The sequence below is a fragment of the Lysobacter sp. M2-1 genome, assembly GCF_022662495.1.
Lineage (GTDB): Bacteria > Pseudomonadota > Gammaproteobacteria > Xanthomonadales > Xanthomonadaceae > JAKPBU01.
Genome location: NZ_JAKPBU010000007.1, coordinates 48364 through 65445, shown reverse-complemented (window position 1 = coordinate 65445; position 17082 = coordinate 48364). Strand labels below are relative to the sequence as shown.

The following is a 17082-nucleotide window of genomic DNA, read 5'->3' as shown; positions in this document are numbered from 1 at the left end:
GGATCGCGGGGATGGTAACAACGCCCCGGTTAAACGACTGCAAGCCGCCCGGGCTGTGGCAAACGGCTGATGACCCGGCTCAGCTGGCCTTCGATTTCGCCAGCCTGAGCCAGGTATCGACCACGGTGTCGGGGTTGAGCGAGACCGATTCGATGCCCTGGTCCATCAGCCATTGCGCCAGGTCCGGATGGTCGCTCGGTCCCTGGCCGCAGATACCGATGTACTTGCCCTTGGCGCGAGCGGCGCGGATGGCCATGGACAGCAGTTTCTTCACCGCGGGGTCGCGTTCGTCGAACAGGTTGGCGACGATGGCCGAATCTCGGTCCAGGCCCAGGGTCAGCTGGGTGAGGTCGTTGGAGCCGATGGAGAATCCATCGAACAGGTCGAGGAATTCGTCGGCCAGCAGCGCGTTCGAAGGCACTTCGCACATCATGATGACCTTCAGGCCCCGCTCGCCCTGTTCGAGGCCGTTCTCCGCCAGCACCTCCAGCACCTTGCGGCCCTCGTCGAGCGTGCGCACGAAGGGGATCATGACCCACAGGTTGTCCAGGCCCATGTCCTCGCGCACGCGCTTGACCGCTCGGCACTCGAGCGCGAACGCGTCGCGGAACGACGGGTCGACATAGCGGCTGGCGCCACGGAAGCCGATCATCGGATTTTCTTCGTGGGGCTCGTAGCGGGCGCCGCCGATGAGATTGGCGTACTCGTTGGACTTGAAGTCCGACAGCCGCACGATGACCGGGTTTGGGGCCACCGAGGCAGTGATGGTGGCGATGCCCTCGGCCAGGCGATTGACGTAGAAATCCACCGGCCCGGCGTATCCAGCCATTCTTTCGTCGATCTTCTTCTTGGTTGCAGCATCCTGCTGTGCGTACTCGAGCAATGCCTTGGGATGCACGCCGATATGGCTGGCGATGATCATTTCCAGACGCGCCAGGCCGATGCCGGCATTGGGCAGCTGGCCAAAGTCGAACGCGCGCTCCGGGTTGGCCACGTTCATCATGATCTTCAGTGGCGCCGGCGGCATGTTGCCCAGGTCGGTGGTGACGCGTTCGAAGGGCAGGGCGCCGGCGTAGATGAAGCCGGTATCGCCTTCGGCGCAGCTCACGGTCACCTCGCTGCCGTGGGGGGGGGGCGGGCGGGCGCCGCCCGGGCCCCCACCCCCCCCCCCCCCCCCCACCCGGGTTTGTTGACGCGGTTAGCGCCTTCGGCGCACCTCCGGGCCCCCGGGCTGCCGGCGGCGCCGCGCTCGCGCGCGTCGCCGGTACCGACCACCGCCGGCACGCCCAGTTCGCGGGCGATGATCGCGGCGTGGCAGGTGCGGCCGCCACGATTGGTCACGATCGCCGAGGCGCGCTTCATCACCGGTTCCCAGTCGGGATCGGTCATGTCGGCCACCAGCACGTCGCCGGCTTGCACGTGGTTCATGTCCTCGAGGGTACGCACCACGCGCGCCACGCCGCTGCCGATCTTGCTGCCGATGGCGCGGCCTTCGGCCACCACCTGGCCGCGTTGCGACAGGGTGTAGCGCTCGATCTGGGTGACGTGCGCGCGCGACTTCACCGTCTCCGGACGCGCCTGCAGGATGTAGAGCTTGCCGGTGATGCCGTCCTTGCCCCATTCGATGTCCATCGGACGGTCGTAGTGCTGTTCGATCACCAGCGCCTGCTTCGCCAGTTCCTGCACGTCGGCGTCGGAGATCGAGAACTTCGAGCGCAGCTCGGCGGGCGTCTGTTCGGTGCGCACGCGCTCTCCGGGTTCGTCCGAATACACCATGCGCAGCTGCTTGCTGCCCAGCGAGCGGCGCAGGATCGCGGGCTTGCCCTGGCGCAGGGTCGGCTTGTAGACGTAGAACTCGTCGGGATTCACCGCGCCTTGCACGACCATTTCGCCAAGCCCGTAGCTGGCGGTAATGAACACCACGTCGCGGAACCCGGATTCGGTGTCCAGGGTGAACAGCACCCCGGCGGAGCCGACATCCGAACGCACCATCAGCTGCACGCCGGCCGACAGGAACACGTCTTCATGCTTGAAGCCGTGGTGCACGCGATAGGCGATGGCACGGTCGTTGTACAGCGAGGCGAAGACTTCCTTGACCTTGCGGACTACATCGTCGGCGCCGGTGACATTCAGGAAGGTCTCCTGCTGGCCGGCGAAGGACGCATCGGGCAGGTCTTCCGCGGTCGCGGACGAACGCACCGCCACCGCGACATCGTTGCCGTTGGACGCGGCTCCGCCCTGTTCGGCGCACAGCCTGGCATAGGCGGTGCGGATGTCCCGGTCCAGCTCCGGCTGCAGCGGCGCATCGATCACCCAGCTTCGGATTTCCGTACCGGCAGCAGTGAGCGCCCGGACATCCTCCACGTCCAGCGTCGCCAGCCGGTCGTAGATCCGCTGGTGCAGGGTGTTGTGCGCGATGAAGGACTTGAACGCGTCGGCGGTGGTGGCGAAACCGCCGGGCACCGACACACCGAGCCCGGAGAGCTCGCCGATCATCTCGCCGAGCGAGGAGTTCTTGCCGCCGACCTGGGCGAGATCGGTCAGGCGCAGGTCGTGCAGCCACAGGATGTTGGCGGTCAAGGTGGGCTCCGGGGTCGCGGGCGGCGCGGTTGCACCGGTGATAACGGGCGAAAGCGGCTATTTTAGCCGGTGCCAGAATCCGGCCTTCCAGCCCGGAACATGAAACCGCTTCCATGAGCGCGACCCGTCCCGTGTTCTATGTCTCCGATGGCACCGGGATCACCGCCGAAACCATCGGCCACACCCTGCTGACCCAGTTCACCGGCCTGCAGTTCGCGACCGATCGCATTCCCTTCGTGGATACGATCGAGAAGGCGCAGGCGGCGGCCGAAGAAATCCGGGAGAGCGGGGTGCAGGCGGGGCTGCGTCCGATCGTGATCAATTCCTGCGTCGACCCGGACCTCAATGCGATCCTGGCCGGCAGCGATGCCTTGATGCTGGATGTGTTCGCGCCATTCATCGAGCCGCTGGAACGCGAGCTGGGAACCCAACGGCTGTCCCGGGTCGGCCAGGCGCATGGCATGGTCGACTTCGAGACCTACCACCGGCGCATCAACGCGATGAACTATGCGCTGACCCACGACGACGGGGTCAGCATGGATTACACGGACGCCGACGTGATCCTGGTGGGCGTGTCGCGGGCAGGCAAGACCCCGACCTGCGTTTACCTTGCGCTGCACTACGGCATCCGCGCGGCGAACTACCCGCTCACGCCCGACGACCTGGATGGCGAGCGGCTGCCGGCAAAGCTGCGCGCGCATCGCAGCCGGTTGTTCGGGCTGACCATCGACCCGCAACGCCTGCACCAGATCCGCCAGGAACGCCGGCCGGATTCGACCTATGCGCAGCTCGATACCTGTCGTCGGGAAGTGGCCGCCGCCGAGTCGATGTTCCAGATGGAACGCATTCCCGTGCTGAGCACGACCCACGCCTCGATCGAGGAGATCTGCAGTCGCCTGCTCGAGGAACTGGGGATCAACCGCGAGATGTTCTGAACGGGGCCAAACGCTCGCACGCGGTGCGGCTCGCAACGAAAAACCCGCGCAAGGGCGCGGGTCGAGTGGAACTTCACGTTAGCCCTCATCGCGTGATCCGTCAATGCTGCCCGGATCGTTCCGCGCCGTGTAGGATCGGGTCATGGCAGAAGTTCTCGCCCGCGTCGCGCGGCTCCCCCGGATCGGCCGGTTCGGCTGGCTGATGGGGCTGTACGCGGAAAACTATCGCAAGCTCGTACGCCTGTTCGAACCCGCCGATCTGGTCGCGGGCAACTACGTCTCGCAAGGCACCGATGGCCTGGCCTTGTGCCTGCATGTGATCGAACAGCATCGCTACACGGTGGAGCTGCGCATGACCTATGCGCTGCGCGATCCGGTCACCGGCGAACCCGATCCGTCCGCGTTCCTGCGCCTGTACCGCGATGCCCGCCAGGTCGAAGCCACGCACTGCTATATCGGCCGGCGCTGGCAGGATGTGATCGGGATGTACCCGCCGCCGGCCGAGGTCATCGGGCACCGGCTGCGGATGAACACCTTTCTCGGCAAGTGGCTCGACTACCTGGCCGAGCGCGGCCATGGGGTTGCGACGCTGGTGCGGGTCGAAAACGACTCAGCCGCCGCCGAGCCGGATGTCAAAGCCTTGACGCTGACTTCCACGGATCGTTAAACTTTCGCGCTTTCCAGCCGTGGGGCCATAGCTCAGCTGGGAGAGCGCCTGCATGGCATGCAGGAGGTCGCCGGTTCGATCCCGGCTGGCTCCACCACGGTTCCAGAACCAAAGGACTTTCGGACTGCCTCGTCCGAACCGTCCCTGTACAACGTCCCCATCGTCTAGAGGCCTAGGACATTACCCTTTCACGGTAGCGACCGGGGTTCGAATCCCCGTGGGGACGCCACTTCAGAACGCCCGCGCAAGCGGGCGTTCTTCTTTCCCAGCCACGGGGATGAGAATCCCGCGGGGTTCGACTGCAGCCGCGCAGCGGCTGCGAACACCGGCGCAGCGTGCCGATGGCCTGAAGGGCGCGCCGCAGGCGCGTAATCCCCGTGGGGGCGCCAGCTCAAGACCCGGCTTCGCTGGGACTTTTGCGGGTGCGCGACTGCGGTAGGTTCCGAGTCTGCGCCGCAGAGGCGCCTTGCGGTGCTGCTGGCATCTTCCGGGAATGCGGCGCGCAGTCACGTGAGAAGCCGCCCGGTACTCGAGCCGGCCTCGACGCGGCAGGACGTGAGCCAATGCTGGAGTCCGTTCAGAGTTCACGAATCATCTACTTTGCCCGCGTCGCGGCGCGCTAAAGTAGACGCATGTCGTTCTGGCCGCTCCTGACGCGCGTGCTCCTGATCGTTGCCTTCGTCCTCAACGGGACCACGGCGGTGGCAGGCGCAGCGACTATCGGTGGCACCCATGCGTCCAAATCGGAAGCCGCGCGGAATTCGGCGCCTTCCGCTGGCCACGCTTGTCATGAAGGCGTCGAAGCAACGCCTGCGGCGGACGAGGCGCCGCAACGGACGGGGCCCGACCAGCAGTCGAAGCATCCGGCACCCGACTGCTGCACCCAGTCGAGCTGCAGTTGCGCGTGCATGGGTGCGCAGGCCGGTGCACCTACCGCTCATGATGGATCGGTTACCCCACGCAGCGACAGGCTGATGTCGCCGGTAGCCAAGGGGCATATAGAGCCCGCGACTTTGCACCTGATCCGACCTCCCATCGGCTAAGCGTCCGATGCGCCGTTTCCGGCGCCCCTGACCTGTGCGCTACCGGCGCACGCGTGGCTCCGCAGGTTGCGGACGCCGCAGACGCTTCCATGGAGTTCGTATGTCTACCGATCCGATCCCCCCCGGGCGCCGCGTCCGCACCTCGCGACGTCGCTTCGTTCAGGGTCTCGCCGCAGGCGGCGCGGTCGCGAGCCTGGGCCTGTGGCCCAAAGCTGGCTGGGCGCTCGACTCGCCTGCAGGCCAGGGCGTCCTGGCCGGGACGGAGTTCGATCTGTCCATCGGCGAAACGCCGGTGAATTTCACCGGACGCACCCGTCCGGCCATTACCGTCAATGGCTCGCTGCCGGCGCCTCTGCTGCGCTGGCGCGAAGGCACCACGGTGAACCTGCGGGTGACCAATGCGCTACCGGCCGGTTCGATCCATGGCCACGAAACCTCGATCCACTGGCACGGCATCCTGCTGCCGGCGAACATGGACGGCGTGCCGGGCCTGAGCTTCGCCGGGATCCGCCGTGGCGAGACCTATCACTACCGATTTACGGTCAAGCAGGGCGGAACCTACTGGTACCACAGCCATTCGGCTCACCAGGAGCAGGCCGGTCTCTACGGCCCGCTGGTGATCGATCCGCTCGAGCCCGAGCCCTTCGCGTTCGACCGCGACTACGTGGTCATGCTGAGTGACTGGACCGACCTGGATCCGGCAGCGTTGTTCGCCCGCCTGAAAAAAATGCCGGGGCACGACAACACCTACAAGCGCACCGTTGGTGATTTCCTCCGCGACGCCGAGCGCGATGGTCTCGCTGCGACGGTGGCCGACCGGAAGATGTGGGGCCAGATGCGCATGACGCCCACCGACCTGTCCGACGTCAATGCGAATACCTATACCTACCTGATGAACGGCACGACCTCGCTCGGCAACTGGACCGGGCTGTTCCGGTCCGGCGAGAAGGTCCGCCTGCGCTTCATCAACGGCTCGTCGATGACCCATTTCGACGTGCGCATTCCCGGCCTGAAGATGACGGTTGTCGCGGCCGACGGCCAGTACGTCCACCCGGTGACGGTGGACGAGTTCCGCATCGCCACGGCCGAAACCTTCGATGTGATCGTCGAGCCCGCTGGGCAGGACGCGTTCACCATCTTCGCGCAGGACATGGGCCGCACCGGCTATGTCAACGGCACGCTGGCGGTGCGCGAAGGCCTGCGCGCGCCGGTGCCCGCCGTGGATCCACGCCCGATCCTCACCATGGGCGACATGGGCCATGGCGGCATGGGCCACGACATGTCGGGCATGGACCACGCGGGCGCAGCGATGCCCGCACAACCAGCCGCAGGCGATGCGCATGCCGGGCACGACATGTCGGCCATGCAGCACGAAGGCATGGCGGGAATGGACCACGGCAGCGGCGCAATGCAGACCCACCCGGCCAGCGAATCGGGTAACCCGCTGGTGGACATGCAGACCATGTCGCCCGTGCCCAAGCTGGACGATCCGGGCATCGGCCTGCGTGGCAACGGACGCCAGGTGCTCACCTACGCGATGCTGCGGAGCGCGTTCGAGGATCCGGACGGTCGCGATCCGGGCCGGACGATCGAGCTGCACCTCACCGGCCACATGGAACGATTCGCCTGGGGCTTCAACGGGCAGAAGTTCTCGGATGTCGAACCGATCCGCCTGAACTACGGCGAGCGCATGCGCATCGTCCTGGTCAACGACACGATGATGACCCACCCGATCCACCTGCACGGCATGTGGAGCGATCTGGAGGACGAGGACGGCAACTTCCTGGTGCGCAAGCACACCGTCGACATGCCACCGGGGAGCAAGCGCGCCTACCGCGTGCGCGCGGACGCGCTGGGCCGGTGGGCCTATCACTGCCACCTGCTGTACCACATGGAGGCGGGAATGATGCGGGAAGTGAGGGTGGAGGAATGACCATGCGTACCCTTGCTTTCGCAACACTTGCGGCGGCCCTGCTGTTTGCCGCCCAGGCGGTGGCCCAGGACCACGCGCAGCACCAGATGCCTGTGCCAGCGGCGCAGGATCATACGCAGCACCAGACCAAGCCGAAGCAACCTGCGAAGGCCAAGCCTGCGCCCAAGAAAAAGCCAAAGGCAAGCCGGGAGCCAGCACCGGTTGACCATGCCGCCATGGGGCATGCCATGCCCACAGCCCAGCAGCCCGGCGAGCCAGTCGATCACGCGGCGATGGGGCATACGATGCCGACCCCCAGCGACGAACCGCGTACCCCGATTCCGGAAGTCACGGACGCCGACCGGGCGGCAGCGTTTGCGCATGCCGGCAACCACGCTGTGCACGACAACACCATCCAGTATTACGTCCTGTTGGACCGGCTCGAAGCGTTCGACGCGGATGAAGGAACCGGCCTGGAGTGGGAAGCGCAATCCTGGATCGGGACCGACCTCAACAAGCTGTGGCTGCGCAGCGAGGGAGAGCGGACTGGCGGCCACACCGAAGCGGCGGATCTGGAGGTGCTGTACGGCCGCGCCTTCGCTCCCTGGTGGGATCTGGTCGCGGGCGTCCGCCACGACTTCAAGCCGGGCGATTCCCAGGATTTTCTGGCGATCGGCGTGATGGGTCTTGCGCCGTACAAGTTCGAGGTGGAAGCCACCGCCTACCTGGGTGAACGCGGCCAGACTGCGGCGCGTTTCGAGGTCGAGTACGAAACCCTGCTGACGAACCGGTTGATCCTGCAACCGCAGATCGAGGTGAACCTTTACGGAAAAGACGATCTGCGGCGCGGAATCGGCTCGGGACTGAGTACGGCAGAAGCCGGGCTTCGCCTGCGCTACGAGTTCACCCGGCAGTTCGCGCCTTACATCGGCATCGTCCATGAACGTGCCTTCGGTCGGACGGCGGATTTCCGCCGCGACGAGGGCGAAGACGCCGACGACACACGCCTCGTCGCCGGCGTGCGCATCTGGTTCTGACAGGAAAATCGCCCATGCCTTTCGTGACACGCAAAACACTGCTCGCCCTGAGCGCCCTGGCTGGTCTCGGCGCGGTGGCCGCTGCCGGCTTCGTCTGGTCCGGGGTCTACAACGTCGCTGCCGATGACCCTCACACCCGGCCGGTCTACGCGCTGACCGAGGCCTTGCGAAAACGTTCGATCAAAGCCCGGGCGAGCAAGCTGCAGGTACCGGCGCTGAACGACCCTGCGCGCATCGCGCAGGGTGCAGGCAACTACGAAGCCATGTGCACCGGATGCCATCTCAAGCCGGGTACGGCCGGGACCGAACTGAGCAAGGGCCTGTATCCCGCGCCTCCCGACCTGACCCGGCAGACCGTGGATGCCGCCGAGGCCTTCTGGGTGATCAAGCATGGGATCAAGGCCTCGGGCATGCCGGCCTGGGGCAAGAGCATGGGCGACGAATACATCTGGAACATGGTCGCGTTCGTGCAGGAGTTGCCCAAGCTGGACGCCGCGCAATACCAGGCGCTGGTAGCCCGAAGCGGCGGGCACTCCCATGGCGGTGGCGAAACCGGTGACCATCCGCATGCGGAGGGCATGACCGATCACGATGAGGCTGCTGGTGCGGCTCATCCGCATCCGGCAGGCGAGGGCGACGACCACGACGCGCCCCCATCGACGGCCGCAAAGGCTGCGCCTGAAGCCTCGCCGGGGACAACGCATGTCCATGCCGATGGCAAGCGCCACGTCCATGCTCCGGAGCCTGCCGCGGCGAAAGCGGCACCGACCCTGGCAGCACCATCGCCTCAGTCCGCAAACGAGACCAAGCCGGCTGCCGACCCCGAGCCTGCCGAAGCGATGCAGCACGACCATGATCACCCGCACTGACCTTAGGGACCGCCCCATGAAACCTGCCATTCAGGCCCTTGCACTGGCCGGCTCGCTCCTGCTGTCCACTCCTGGCTGGGCGCACGATCCGAAGGACCACGCGCATGCCGTTCCTGCGACCGGAGTCGACGCACAGGCGCAACCTGCTGTCGCCGTGGTCGAACGGTTCTCCAAGGCCCTGCAGGCCGGCGACCTGGACGGAGTACGCACGCTGCTTGCCGATGACGTGCTGGTGCTGGAAAGCGGCGGCGCCGAACGCTCGCGCGAGGAGTATCTCGGCCACCATGCCCGCGCAGATGCCGCGTTCCTGCGTGAGGCACATGTGCAGGTGAAGCAGCGCGTGGCCAGGGCGGAAGGATCATTGGCCTGGGTCGGCACCGAGAGCGAGCTGCACACCACCAAGGATGACAAGCCACTGACCCTGCTCAGTACCGAAACCATGGTCCTCAGGAAAGTCGGCGCCGACTGGCGCATCGTGCACATCCACTGGTCGTCGCGGCCGAAGAAGCAGGTGTCGAAATGAACAGCAAATGCATGCTCGCGCTCCTCGCCACGCTGGCGCCATTGACGCTGGCAACCGCCTGCGCCAAGAGCCCGGAACCCGTGTCCAATCGATCCGTGGCGGCAATCACGGCTCACTCGCCTTCGCCCGCCGCTGCGGCGTTACCGGCTATTGCCGCACCGGCCAAAGTGCAGCAGATGGTCGTCCACAAGAGTCCGACCTGTGGCTGTTGCGGTGCCTGGGTCGACCATATGCGTGCCGCCGGCTTCCAGGTCGAGGTACGCGAGACCGACAATCTTCATCCCATCAAGGAGCGAGTCGGCGTGCCGCTCGGCAAGGGGTCCTGCCATACGGCCGAAATCGGCGGCTATTTCATCGAAGGACACGTCCCGGCGGAAGACGTGAAGCGGTTGCTGGCGCACAAACCCGACGCCAAGGGCCTGGTCGTGCCGGGCATGCCGGCAGGCTCGCCGGGCATGGAACTGCCGGATGGGCGCACGGAGCCGTACACGGTCGAACTGGTGCACCGGGATGGCTCGACCGGGGTCTTCGCCACGCATTGAACGCAGCCGATACCGGGTCAGGCGTACAAGGGGCTTGACTCTGGACCTTGGTCAAGGGTGCAGACTTGCTCCATCCCGCATCCGAGAGGTTTCGATGAAGATCGGTGAACTCGCGCAACAGACCGGCGTCCCCATCGACACCGTGCGCTACTACGAACGCCAGGGCCTGCTTCCGGCCCCGGCGCGCCGCCCATCGGGCTACCGCAGCTATGAGGCTGGCGACGTCACCAGGCTGCGTTTCGTGCGGCGCGCAAAAAGCCTCGGGTTCACCCTGGAGGAAATACGGGAACTGCTTGCACTGTCCGGGCGCAGGGAGGACGACATGGGCAGCCTGAAAGCGGCAGCGGAACACAAGCTGGCCGATGTCGAGGCCAAGCTGTCGGAACTCACCCGCATCCGCGACGGCTTGCGGACCCTTGTGGAGGCCTGCCCAGGGCATGGCGCACTGGAAGCGTGCCCGATCCTGCACGCGCTGGACGAGGACGCGTCATGAACACGCACGAACACCACAATCACGGCGCGCATGGGCAGGGCGGCGGCGCAGGCGCGGGAGCAGCGGCGGACAAGTCGGCCATCGATCCGGTCTGCGGCATGCGGGTCGATCCTGCCAGCACGGCGCACCACGCTACGCACGCAGGCCACGAATACCACTTCTGTTCGGCACGCTGCCTGGACAAGTTCGTTGCCGATCCTGCGCACTACCTCTCTCCGAAGACCGAGACTGCGCCTCCGGCGCCACCAGGCACGATCTATACCTGTCCCATGCATCCGCAGATCCGGCTGCAAGGGCCGGGCACGTGTCCGATCTGCGGGATGGCGCTCGAGCCGGAGATGCCCAGCCTGGAGGACGAGGACAACCCCGAACTGCGGGATTTCTCGCATCGCTTCTGGTGGACGTTACCGCTGACGGCGGTGGTGTTGCTGCTGGCGATGCTGGGCGACCGCCTGACGTTCGTGAGCACAGGTGCGCGCACCTGGCTGGAGCTGGTGCTGAGCGCGCCGGTGGTGCTGTGGGCTGGCTGGCCGTTCTTCGAACGTTGCGTGCAATCGATCCGCAACCGCAGCCCGAACATGTGGACGCTGATCGGAATCGGCGTGGCTGCCGCGTTTGGGTACAGCGTGGTCGCCACGGTCGCGCCGGGCCTGTTTCCGGCGTCGTTCCGCGAGCACGGGCGGGTTGGCGTCTATTTCGAGGCGGCCGCGGTCATCGTGTCGTTGACCCTGCTGGGCCAGCTGCTCGAGCTCCGGGCGCGGTCCAGGACCTCCGCCGCAATCAAGGCGCTGCTGGGTCTTGCGCCGAAGACGGCGAGGCGGATCGGCGACAACGGGATCGAAGAGGACATTCCGCTCGCGCACGTGCACGTCGGCGACCGGCTGCGGGTGCGACCGGGCGAAAAGGTGCCGGTCGACGGCACGGTACTGGACGGCCGTTCGAGCATCGACGAATCGATGCTCACCGGCGAGTCCATCCCGGTCGAGAAAGGGGAGGGCGCGAAGGTGATCGGCGCGACCCTCAATGGCACCGGCAGCCTGGTGATCCGCGCGGACCAGGTCGGGTCGGGAACGGTGCTGTCGCAGATCGTGCAATTGGTGGCGCAGGCGCAGCGTTCGCGCGCGCCCATGCAGCGCATGGCCGACAAGGTCGCGTTCTGGTTCGTGCTGGCCGTGTTCGGCGTCGCCGTGCTGACCTTCTTCGCGTGGGGCCTGTTCGGACCCGATCCGTCCTGGACCTACGCCGTACTCAATGCGGTATCGGTCCTGATCATCGCCTGTCCGTGCGCGCTTGGGCTGGCGACGCCCATGTCGATCATGGTCGCCACCGGCCGCGCCGCGCAGACCGGCGTACTGTTCCGCGATGCGGAGGCGATCGAGCGCCTGCGTGCCATCGACACGCTGGTGGTCGACAAGACGGGCACCCTCACGCAGGGGCGTCCTGCGTTCCGCGACGTGATTGCAGTCGAGGCGTTTTCCGAAAGCGAAGTGTTGCGCCTCGCGGCAAGCCTGGAGCAGGGCAGCGAGCATCCACTGGCCGAGGCGATCCTGGCCGAGGCCAAGCATCGCTCCCTGGCGATCGCGCAGGTGCAGGACTTCGATTCCCTGACCGGGCGCGGCGTTCGCGGCGTGCTGGACGGACGCGCCGTGGTCCTGGGCAATCGTGCGTTGATGGAAGAGGTCGGTGCGCGGATCGATGCCGTCGGCGCCGCAGCCGATGCCCTGCGGGCGGAAGGCGCGACGGTGATGTTCCTGGCCGTGGATGGCCAGCTCGCCGGCGCGGTGGCCGTGGCCGATCCGATCAAGCCAACGACCCGCGCCGCGCTCGACGCATTGCGCGCCGCCGGGCTGCGCATCGTGATGGCCTCCGGCGACGCCCAGGCGACGGCAGCCGCAGTCGGCAACTCCCTGGGAATCACGGAAGTGCGCGGCGAGGTCCGGCCCGCGGACAAGGTCCTGCTCATCCGGCAGCTGAAGGCCGAAGGCCGCAGCGTGGCGATGGCCGGCGACGGCGTCAACGATGCGCCCGCGCTGGCCGCGGCCGACGTCGGCATCGCGATGGGCACCGGAACCGACGTAGCCATGTCCAGCGCGCAGGTGACGCTGGTGAAGGGCGATCTCCGGCGAATCGTGGAGGCGCGCGCGATATCGAACCAGACCGTGGCGAACATGAAGCAGAACCTCGGCTTCGCCTTCCTCTACAACGCCCTCGGCGTGCCGATCGCGGCCGGGGTGCTGTATCCGGTGTTCGGCCTGCTGCTCAGCCCGATGATCGCGGCCCTGGCGATGAGCCTGAGTTCGGTCTCGGTCGTCACCAATGCGCTGCGTCTGGGGCGACGCCCGCATACAGACGAACCTGCGGCGATCCAGTCCCGCCACGAATCAGTGACGGGAGTGCCGTCTCCCTAGCCGCATCGGTACATCGGCGAGCGCGCTGCGCTTCGGCAGCGCGTGGGATGGACGCGTTGCGACGACGGTATCGCACGTTTCAAGCAACTGCCGGCGTTCACCCAGCCATCACGTCCGGATGACCGCCGGACGGCTCAGGACACGCGAGACGGGCCTGGCAAAGGCAATCCATAGATCACCTGGTGTGCGTCCTCGGGATCGACCCGGCAATGGAAGCCGAGGTCGCGTGCGAGTTCGCGCATCTCGCTGTTCTCGCTCATGTCGGTGGATTCGAGCAGGCGCAGCCCGCGGTCCTGCGCGATCCCGATCAGGTGACGCATCAGCGCAGTGCCCAGCCCCTTGTGTTGCCATTCGTCCGCGACCACCACCGCGCATTCGCCGCGTTCGCGCGTGCTATCGGCCGCATAGCGGCTGACGCCCACGATCCTTTCGCCGCCATCGTCCTGGACGACGGCAGCCAGGGCGACGTCGTTGGCGTAGTCGATGTCGGTCAGTTGCTCGATGAATTCGTCGCTGGGATGCGGAACCTGGCCGAGGAAGCGGTAGCGCCGGGATTGGTCCGAGAGGCCTTCGATGAAGCTGCGCTCTGCAGCGGCGTCGCGCCGGCTGAGCGGCCGGATCACTATCTGGCGGCCATCGGACAGAGTCTGGGTCCACCTCGGATAATCGGGGCCGACATAGGCCGGACCGGATGTGGGCTCATTCATCACGCGCTCCTGACGTACGGACGATGCAGCCAGAATTGCAGAAGCGCCGCGGCAGGTATTGATGCAGGTCAAACGAACGTCGAGCGTTGCCACTGCGTGCTTGCCCAGGCAAACGCGCTCATTCGGCTGGCCGCTCCGCGTCCAGTAAGGCTTCGGCAGAGACCGGGCGGGTCCCGACCGGCTCGTCGGTCACCAGCACGGTGGCGCCGGGAACGAGCACGTCGTAGATCCGGGCAGCGAAGCCCGGATCGAACCGCATCAGACCCGCGTCGATCGCCTGGGCCGGATCGGATGCAGTCTCGGACACCGGCCCGAGCGGGATCTCCAACCAGCGAAGCGCGGGTCGCCCGGGCACGACGCGGCTGGTTCCCGGGCCTGAGCCTTGCAACAGCAGATAGGCACGCGTGCCGTGCCAGGTGCCGGCGGCAATATTGACCGGCGCGCGACCGATCTCGACGGCGTTGCGCAACACCACGATTTCCTGCTCGACCGCGCCCACGACCACCGTGACCGGCCCGGTTTCCGAACGTTGCGGTTCCCAGTGGTAGCCACTTTCCTGTGCGGTGCGCGGCGCAGGGGTGTCCATGCGCGCCGCTAGCGGTTCCGACTGAACGATCGCGGCGACATCGCGCGAAGCGCTGACGATCACCGTCATTCCGGTCGTTGTCGCGTCGAACAGGTGTTCGGCAAAGGCATAGGGCAGGCGGATGCAGCCGTGCGATGCCGGATAGTCCGGCACCTGTCCGGCATGCAGCGCGACGCCGTCCCAGGTCAGGCGCTGCATCAGCGGCATCGGCGCGTCATCGTAGAGGTTGGAATAGTGCTCGCGATGCTTCTGGAGGATGGTGAATACGCCCGTTGGCGTTTCGTAGCCGGTTTTTCCCGTGCTGACCCTGGACACGCCGATTCGGATCCCGTTGCGGAACACATAGGCCCGTTGCAACGGCAGGCTGACGACGATCGTCATCGGCCCTGCGGGCGCCAGTTGTGGCAGCCAGAGGAAGCCGGAGTCTGGAAGCGTCCCCGATGTGGTAGTTGGCAACGTCTGTGGCCGGGACGGCAGCGCAACCAGCATCAGGCACGCGATGAGCATCCATTTGCTTGTGCGCGCAGCGGACAAAGTACGCACCTCGATATGGGACGACCGCGACAGGCGTGGGATTTCGAAGTCGCACTCCAGCATCGAGTCGACATTGAATCCGGGGAACCGTGGCGGGTACACCTTCCCGCAGCCCGGGCTCCGGCTCATTGATCGGGATCAACTTGGCCTGACATCGAGGCGACAGGCGCACGAGGATCCACACCGCCCGATGACGTCGCCGCCACGGCGTGCAGGAGAGTTGACCCAGATCAACGGCCGCGTCCGCGCGGGATGCAACCGTACGCCCATTCCAGACGAGTGAGCCGCCATGTTCCGGGATCTGATGTTTCCTGCCAGCGGCACCGCCGGGGACGAGAACGCCTTGGCGGCTGCGATTGAACTTGCCTCGCAACTGGACGCGCACCTTTCCCTCGTCCAGACCATCAACCTGCCATTGCCGCTTCCCAGTCCGTGGGGGATGCAGCCCGACGTGCTGATCGCGGACGCCGATCGTGATCTGCGTAAGGCCGGCGAGACCCGGGCCGCACGGCTCCGGGACCGCATGAAGGGCGAGACGATCCCGTGGGAGGTGCGCATCGCCGAATCGCGACTGGGCGACCCTGGGCGAATGCTGTCCCTGCATGCGCGCTATTCGGACCTGGTCATCATGGCCGGCCCCTCTTCGGCACCCGATGATGCGGTCGTCCGCGAACTGTTCGGCGATCTGCTGCTGGAATCGGGGCGGCCGCTGCTGGTGATTCCGTCCGGCCATCAGGCACGCCTGCCGGCGACGCACGTGGTCGTGGCGTGGCAACCCACGCGTGAAGCCACCCGCGCCCTGCATGACGCGCTTCCGTTCCTGCTGCTCGCGTCGTCGGTCGACGTGGTGACGGTCGATCCGGTCGTGAGCGAATCCGGGCATGGGCAGGATCCTGGCGTCGACATCGGCACCCATCTCGCCCGTCATGGGCTCGAGGTCAACGTGGTCGCTATCCCACGCCGCGGCGAGGGCGTCGCCCAGGCGTTGCTGCGCCACGCGACCGAGTCAGGCGCACAACTGCTCGTCGCCGGCGGCTATGGGCACAACCGGTTGCGGGCATGGATGCTCGGCGGCACCACGCGCGAGTTGTTGCAGGCCGCACACATCCCGGTTCTCTACTCACATTGAGCGGCAGATGCAGGTCACCGTCGATCTACTGAAGCACGCGAGAACCGCGCTGGAACGCTCGGCGAGCGTCCTGTCCGAGTTGTCGTTGATGTTGAAGAGAAGCGCGACCGGCACGGGCCGCGCGCATCGCATCATGGTGGAAGAAACCGTTGCCGAACTGGACAGATTGCACGCCGTGCTGGCGGGCTGTTACAGCGACATGGTCTTGGCGCCGAGGGAGGAGCTGCCGGCCCTGTGGCGGCGCTTCTACGTGTGCTACGACCAATATCTGGAGGCTGCGCGTCTGGCCAGAACCGGACTGGCCCGGGAAGATCGCCAGCACGGGCAAGCCGCCGCATCGATCGGCGCCGGGCCGCCAACGGAGAGCGTGGGTTCGAAGGAAGGGTGAGATCTGCCCGCCAATCTTCCGCATCACCGAACCCGAGATTGCAGGAGTGCCGCTGCTCAAATTCCGGTCGACCCGCAACCAAGTTCAGTTCGCCCAAGAGGCGGCCTTCCGCGACGTATAACACTCGCGCTCGCAGCCGCCTCTACAAGCTCAATGCATAAATCACCCGGCTGGGATCCTGCGGATCGACCCGCGCCTGGAATCCCAGGTGCTCCGCCAGATCATGCATCTGGACGTTCTCGGCCGAAGCAGTGGATGTCATCCTGCGGATGCCACGGATGCGGGCCACCTCGATCAGGTGCCTCATCAACACGGTTCCTAATCCCTTGCCCTGCCACTCCTCGTCGACCGTAACGGTGCACTCGCAGTGCTGGCTGGAATCGTCCGTGCTGTAGCGGGCAACCCCGACCATGCGCTCGCGGCTGTCATCCATGGTGAAGGCTGCGAAGGCGACATCGTGCCCACGGCCTTCTTCGACACATGTTTCGCCCGTCGGCTCCCCCGGCCCTTCTGCCTCGCCGAGGAATCCGAAACGCCGCGCCCGATCCGACAGGCCCTGCATGAACGCACGCTCGGCAGCTTCGTCTTTGGTGGTGATCGGGCGGATCAGGACGTGACTGCGATCGCGCAGCGATTGCGACCAGCGCGGGTATTCCGGGCCGATGGACGGGCGCTGGACGAGCGGCGTGCTGGTCACGGGGCGGACTCCCGGTCGAGGTGCCGCACCAG

The 17082-nt window shown here is 66.4% G+C and carries 15 protein-coding genes, 2 tRNA genes and 1 pseudogene; 13 read left to right on the top strand and 5 right to left on the bottom strand.

What is annotated here, in order from left to right; all coding sequences use genetic code 11:
* Nucleotides 1–79: 79 nt before the first annotated feature.
* Both MC375_RS13360 and ppsA read right to left on the bottom strand, forming a co-directional pair.
* Nucleotides 80–1117: pseudogene (locus MC375_RS13360) on the bottom strand (putative PEP-binding protein); the annotation flags it as partial.
* Entirely contained in the window at nucleotides 1111–2580 is a 1470-nt protein-coding gene (gene ppsA, locus MC375_RS13355; protein WP_277929491.1) for a phosphoenolpyruvate synthase, read from the bottom strand. The pseudogene MC375_RS13360 and the gene ppsA, both read right to left, overlap by 7 nt.
* 113 nt (nucleotides 2581–2693) lie before the next feature.
* On the opposite strand from ppsA, the gene MC375_RS13350 reads away from it, so the two are divergent.
* From MC375_RS13350 to MC375_RS13300, 11 genes are all read left to right on the top strand, one after another.
* Nucleotides 2694–3515, top strand: a complete 822-nt coding sequence (locus MC375_RS13350; RefSeq protein ID WP_242103892.1) for a pyruvate, water dikinase regulatory protein — start codon at nucleotides 2694–2696, stop codon at nucleotides 3513–3515.
* A gap of 142 nt (nucleotides 3516–3657) precedes the next feature.
* The gene (locus MC375_RS13345; protein ID WP_242103891.1) at nucleotides 3658–4182 is read left to right on the top strand and encodes a DUF1249 domain-containing protein; all 525 of its coding nucleotides are present in this window, start codon (nucleotides 3658–3660) and stop codon (nucleotides 4180–4182) included.
* Nucleotides 4183–4203: 21 nt separating this feature from the next.
* Nucleotides 4204–4279: transfer RNA gene (locus MC375_RS13340), tRNA-Ala, on the top strand.
* A gap of 56 nt (nucleotides 4280–4335) precedes the next feature.
* A tRNA-Glu gene (locus MC375_RS13335) sits at nucleotides 4336–4411 on the top strand.
* A 914-nt stretch (nucleotides 4412–5325) separates the two neighbouring features.
* Nucleotides 5326–7158, top strand: coding sequence for a copper resistance system multicopper oxidase (locus tag MC375_RS13330; protein WP_242103890.1), 1833 nt, complete (start codon nucleotides 5326–5328; stop codon nucleotides 7156–7158).
* The gene (locus MC375_RS13325; protein WP_242103889.1) at nucleotides 7155–8174 is read left to right on the top strand and encodes a copper resistance protein B; all 1020 of its coding nucleotides are present in this window, start codon (nucleotides 7155–7157) and stop codon (nucleotides 8172–8174) included. The genes MC375_RS13330 and MC375_RS13325 overlap by 4 nt, the downstream gene beginning before the upstream one ends.
* Before the next feature lie 14 nt (nucleotides 8175–8188).
* Nucleotides 8189–9043: a cytochrome c gene (locus tag MC375_RS13320; protein WP_242103888.1), complete on the top strand. Its 855-nt coding sequence runs from the start codon at nucleotides 8189–8191 to the stop codon at nucleotides 9041–9043.
* A gap of 16 nt (nucleotides 9044–9059) precedes the next feature.
* Nucleotides 9060–9566, top strand: a complete 507-nt coding sequence (locus MC375_RS13315) for a nuclear transport factor 2 family protein (RefSeq protein ID WP_242103887.1) — start codon at nucleotides 9060–9062, stop codon at nucleotides 9564–9566.
* Between the two features lie 11 nt (nucleotides 9567–9577).
* Entirely contained in the window at nucleotides 9578–10108 is a 531-nt protein-coding gene (locus tag MC375_RS13310; RefSeq protein ID WP_242103886.1) for a DUF411 domain-containing protein, read from the top strand.
* A gap of 94 nt (nucleotides 10109–10202) precedes the next feature.
* Nucleotides 10203–10601: a heavy metal-responsive transcriptional regulator gene (locus MC375_RS13305; RefSeq protein ID WP_242103885.1), complete on the top strand. Its 399-nt coding sequence runs from the start codon at nucleotides 10203–10205 to the stop codon at nucleotides 10599–10601.
* Nucleotides 10598–13009, top strand: a complete 2412-nt coding sequence (locus MC375_RS13300; RefSeq protein WP_277929490.1) for a heavy metal translocating P-type ATPase — start codon at nucleotides 10598–10600, stop codon at nucleotides 13007–13009. Before MC375_RS13305 ends, MC375_RS13300 begins: the two co-directional genes overlap by 4 nt.
* 134 nt (nucleotides 13010–13143) lie before the next feature.
* Here MC375_RS13300 and MC375_RS13295 read toward each other — a convergent pair whose 3' ends face one another.
* On the bottom strand, nucleotides 13144–13716 hold the full coding sequence (locus MC375_RS13295) for a GNAT family N-acetyltransferase (protein ID WP_242103884.1): 573 nt from the start codon (nucleotides 13714–13716) through the stop codon (nucleotides 13144–13146).
* Between the two features lie 118 nt (nucleotides 13717–13834).
* Nucleotides 13835–14809, bottom strand: coding sequence for a L,D-transpeptidase family protein (locus MC375_RS13290; protein WP_277929489.1), 975 nt, complete (start codon nucleotides 14807–14809; stop codon nucleotides 13835–13837).
* A gap of 316 nt (nucleotides 14810–15125) precedes the next feature.
* Here MC375_RS13290 and MC375_RS13285 point away from each other — a divergent pair, with 316 nt between their 5' ends.
* Together MC375_RS13285 and MC375_RS13280 are read left to right on the top strand one after the other, a co-directional pair.
* On the top strand, nucleotides 15126–15965 hold the full coding sequence (locus tag MC375_RS13285) for a universal stress protein (protein WP_242103883.1): 840 nt from the start codon (nucleotides 15126–15128) through the stop codon (nucleotides 15963–15965).
* Between the two features lie 7 nt (nucleotides 15966–15972).
* On the top strand, nucleotides 15973–16353 hold the full coding sequence (locus MC375_RS13280; RefSeq protein ID WP_242103882.1) for a hypothetical protein: 381 nt from the start codon (nucleotides 15973–15975) through the stop codon (nucleotides 16351–16353).
* Nucleotides 16354–16495: 142 nt separating this feature from the next.
* On the opposite strand, the gene MC375_RS13275 is transcribed toward MC375_RS13280, so the two are convergent.
* Nucleotides 16496–17050, bottom strand: coding sequence for a GNAT family N-acetyltransferase (locus tag MC375_RS13275; RefSeq protein ID WP_242103881.1), 555 nt, complete (start codon nucleotides 17048–17050; stop codon nucleotides 16496–16498).
* Between the last annotated feature and the right edge of the window lie 32 nt (nucleotides 17051–17082).